The 3,669-nt window shown below is 73.6% G+C and carries 4 protein-coding genes; all 4 read right to left on the bottom strand.

From position 1 onward, the window contains the following. Window positions 1-375: 375 nt before the first annotated feature. On the bottom strand, window positions 376-678 hold the full coding sequence (locus L615_RS22975; RefSeq protein ID WP_051485910.1) for a DUF4031 domain-containing protein: 303 nt from the start codon (window positions 676-678) through the stop codon (window positions 376-378). 47 nt (window positions 679-725) lie between these two features. Then, complete coding sequence (locus L615_RS22970; protein WP_145726726.1) at window positions 726-1,247, bottom strand: C40 family peptidase; 522 nt, start codon at window positions 1,245-1,247, stop codon at window positions 726-728. Window positions 1,248-1,562: 315 nt separating this feature from the next. Continuing rightward, window positions 1,563-2,255, bottom strand: a complete 693-nt coding sequence (locus tag L615_RS22965) for a hypothetical protein (protein WP_145726723.1) — start codon at window positions 2,253-2,255, stop codon at window positions 1,563-1,565. 92 nt (window positions 2,256-2,347) lie between these two features. Continuing rightward, window positions 2,348-3,669 (bottom strand): acyl-CoA carboxylase subunit beta (locus L615_RS22960; RefSeq protein ID WP_145726718.1); only part of this gene is annotated, 1,322 nt, incomplete at its 5' end.

Genomic DNA, 3,669 nt, shown 5'->3' with positions numbered 1-3,669 from the left:
CTGGAACGCCGCCTTCCTGCTCAGCAACGACCTCGACGAGGCGATGGCCTCCTTCGTCGAGCGCCGCCCTCCCGAGTACACCGGCCGCTGACCCCGCCCCGACGAAGTGCGCCTCGTGGTGGCGCGAGGTGCGTCTTGTGGCTGCGCGAGATGCGTCTTGTGGTGGTGCGAGGTGCGTCTTGTGGTGGCGCGAGGTGCGTCTTGTGGCTGCGCGAGATGCGTCTTGTGGCGGTGTGAGATGTGCGTCGTGGTGACGACGCCCCGCCACAGCCCGCACTTCGCGTAGCCACACCCCGCACTTCGCCCCGCCACAGCCCGCACTTCGCCCCGCCACAGCCCGCACTTCGCCCCGCCACAACCCGCACCTCGTCGGGGTCAGGTGGGGTCGGGGGACGTGGCGCGTTTGGCCATGGTGATGCGGGCGACCTCGCGGCCGTAGCGCACGGGGGTGGCCCCGAGGGCGAGGGCGCGCTGGCGGGTGGGCTCGGTGACGTCGAAGTGCTCGGTCGGGGTGCCCTCGTTCTGGATCCAGCGCGGGTCGATGCCCAGGCGCTCGGCGAAGGCGACCAGCTCGGCGCGGCCCGCCGCTCCCGGCAGGTCGGAGAGCAGGTGGGACCAGACGCCGTCGACGGGGCCGACCCGGGCGGCGAGCTGCATGTCGTCGACGTAGATGACCACGCCCCGATGATCCCGCACGCCGGAAGGGGTACGACGCCCGCCGGGCCTCAGCGGACCCGGCCGTAGAAGACCGAGCGCGTCCAGATCCGCTCCTTCGCGACCGGGTGGCCCGGTCGCGAGGCGTGCCAGACCTTGCGCTTCCCGGCGTAGATGCCGACGTGGTAGACGCGGCCGCCGCTGTGGAAGAACACGAGGTCGCCGCGGCGCGGCTTGCCGACCCGGCGCACGGCGCCGGCCTGGGCGCCCGACGTGCGGGGCAGGCGCTTGCCGAGCTTCTTGTAGACCCACTGGGTCAGGCCGGAGCAGTCGAAGGCGCGCGGGCCGTTGGCGCCGTAGCGGTRGGGGCTGCCGGCGCGGCTGCGCGCCTTGGCGACCGCGCGCTCGCCGAGGGCGACGCGCGTGACCTTGCGCTGGACCCGGGCGGCCGTCGGGTTGCCCGCGGTGAGGGTGGTCGTCGCGACCGCCCGGTCGACGGCGTGGCTCGCCGGGGCGGGCGCGGCCAGGAAGACCGAGGTGGCGACGGGCACGACGAGCAGGCGCGCGGCAGCGCGCACGAAGGTGGTGGACATCCGGAGGTTCTCCGCAGCGACGCCTGCGAGAGGGGACCTGTCGGGCTGGGGCTGCTGGTGCCCCGGAACGATTCCTTCGCCCCGAGCCGTCGCACGGGGCGAAACCCCTGCGGCCGGCGTACTGCTGGCTCTCCCGTGCCCGCGACTACCTCATCGTCGATCGGTGTCGCACCACGTCGTCGCGGGCCTCGGCGCGCGTGGGCGGCCTCCCCGGGACCGGGGAGGGCTGACGTTCCATTGCGCCACGCACCCGGGCGGTGGCGCAGTGGTCGTGGTCACCATCGACCCGTGTCGCTGCTCACGCCCCGGATCCGGTCATCCCTCGTCCGGTGCCGGTGGGTCGACGTGCGGGTCGGCCAGCAGGTACTGCGTCAGCCGGCCCTCGCGCGAGCGGTGCGGGTGCACCGGCTCGGGGACCATCCGGCCCTCGGCGGTGTCCCAGAACCGGTCGACGCGCATCGCGACCTGGCGTGCCACCCGGCCCGGCACCCCCTGGTGGGGGAGGTAGGGGTGCGGCCGGGTGGGCACGTGCTGCTCGGCGTGGAAGAGCCGCTCGGCGAGCCGCTCGCGCTCGTCGGCCGGCGCGGCCGCGGCGATGTCGTCGACCAGCGCCCGTTCGAGGCGCCACCACGCGTCGAACTCCGCGGTCACCTCGTCCCACACCGACGCCCACGGGCGGCGTACGGCGAAAGTCGAGCCGTAGAGCTTCGACTTGGTCTGGAAGAGGGCGGCCTCCAGTCGCCGGCTCTGGTGGACGAGCTCGTGCGCGCGCTGCCGGCCGTCCGGGAGGTGACGGCGGGCGGCCGGGCCCAGCACGGCGTTGACCGCCGCGACGTGGCGGCTGGTGCTCGCCAGGAACGGGTCGGTCGCGCGCACGCGGTCGCGTGGCCGGTCCCGGGTGGGGCGGCACGCTCCTGCTTCGGCGAGCCGCTTGCTGAGCACGTCGTGGGTCTCGGCGACGGTGTCGGCGAGGGTGTCGACGCCGGTGCCGATCTCTTCATCGGTCATGGTTCGCGTCCTTCCCCGAGGGACCCCCACCGTCCAGTGTGCGCCCGGTCACCGGGAACCTCAAGGGCGCCGGACAGCGAGGCAGACGGGCCTCAGAGTGGCGCGACCGGGTGGCGGCGAGGTGTCAGCGACTGCATCGAACTGTGCCGGGGCAGGACCGGGAGCAGCTCGGCCAGCCAGGCGCGGGTCTCGCTGGGGCGGATGATCGCGTCGTAACCGAAGCCCTCTGCACCGCGGAGCGCGTCGATCTGACCACGGAAGCCCGCCGCGAGGGCTGCCCGTCGGGCGTCCGGGTCGGGAGCGGCGTCGACATCGCGCCGGAAGACCAGCTCGATCGCCGTCTCCACGGCCATCACGGCCGTCTCCGCGTGCGGCCAGGCGGCAACGAGCTCGGGGTGGAAGGTGCGACCGCCGGACATGATCACGTAGCCGCCGCCGTACCCCTTCCGGGCGACGACGGTGAAGGTCGGCACCGTGGCTGCGCCGAGCTCGATCGACAGGCGGGCGCTGGAGCGGGCGAGGCCGGAGCGCTCGGCCTCCTCGCCGACCGCGAGGCCGGGCAGGTCGATCAGCACGAGCACGGGGATTCCGAACGCGTTGCACAGCGAGACCATGTGGGCGGCCTTGTCTGCGCCGGCGGCGTCGAGCATCCCGGCCCGGTGCATCGGCTGGTTGGCGATGATCCCGATGGTGCGGCCTTCGATGCGCGCCAGCATGGTGATCAGGTTGGGTGCGAAGCCGGCCTTGAGCTCGACCTCGCTGTCCTCGTCGACGATCCCGGCGATCACCTCGGCCATGTCATAGCCTTGGCGCAGGTTGGCCGGCACGGCGTCGTCGATCGCGGCGGCAGCGTCGGCGCGGGGGAGCGCGGTGACCTCGAGGGGGAGCTCCGCCTCCGCGTTGGAGGGCAGCAGGTCGAGGTACCAGCGGATCGCGTCGAGCGCCTCGTCCTCGGTGTCGACGGCCATGTCGATGGTCCCGTACGTCGCCTGGGCGTCCGGTCCGTTGACCGCCTCGGCGTCGGTGGACTCGCCGGTGGCGGCACGCACGAGCGCGGGCGGTGCCATGCCGGCCGTGGCGATGCCGCGCACCGCGACGACGTAGTCGCACAGGGAGGCGGCGATCGTGGGCTGCCCGTAGCCGGGGCCGAGGATGGCCGCCACCATCGGCACCCAGCCGCTGAGCCGGGTCTGCATCTCCTGGATGTCGAAGCCACCGGCGAAGTCACGGGCGTCGAGGCCCTCGTGGATCCGGTGGCCACCGCCGTCGAGCAGCAGCACCAGCGGGATGCCGCGGGTTGCGGCGATCTCGCAGGCGCGGCGGTGCTTCTCGTTGCCGATCAACCCGTTGCTTCCGCCGGCGACGGTGTAGTCGGTCGCCGCGACGACCACCGGTCGGTCGTCGATGCGGGCGG

Source organism: Nocardioides sp. J9, assembly GCF_007829375.1.
In the GTDB taxonomy this organism is placed as follows: domain Bacteria; phylum Actinomycetota; class Actinomycetes; order Propionibacteriales; family Nocardioidaceae; genus Nocardioides.
This window is presented reverse-complemented; position numbering and strand designations above follow the sequence as displayed.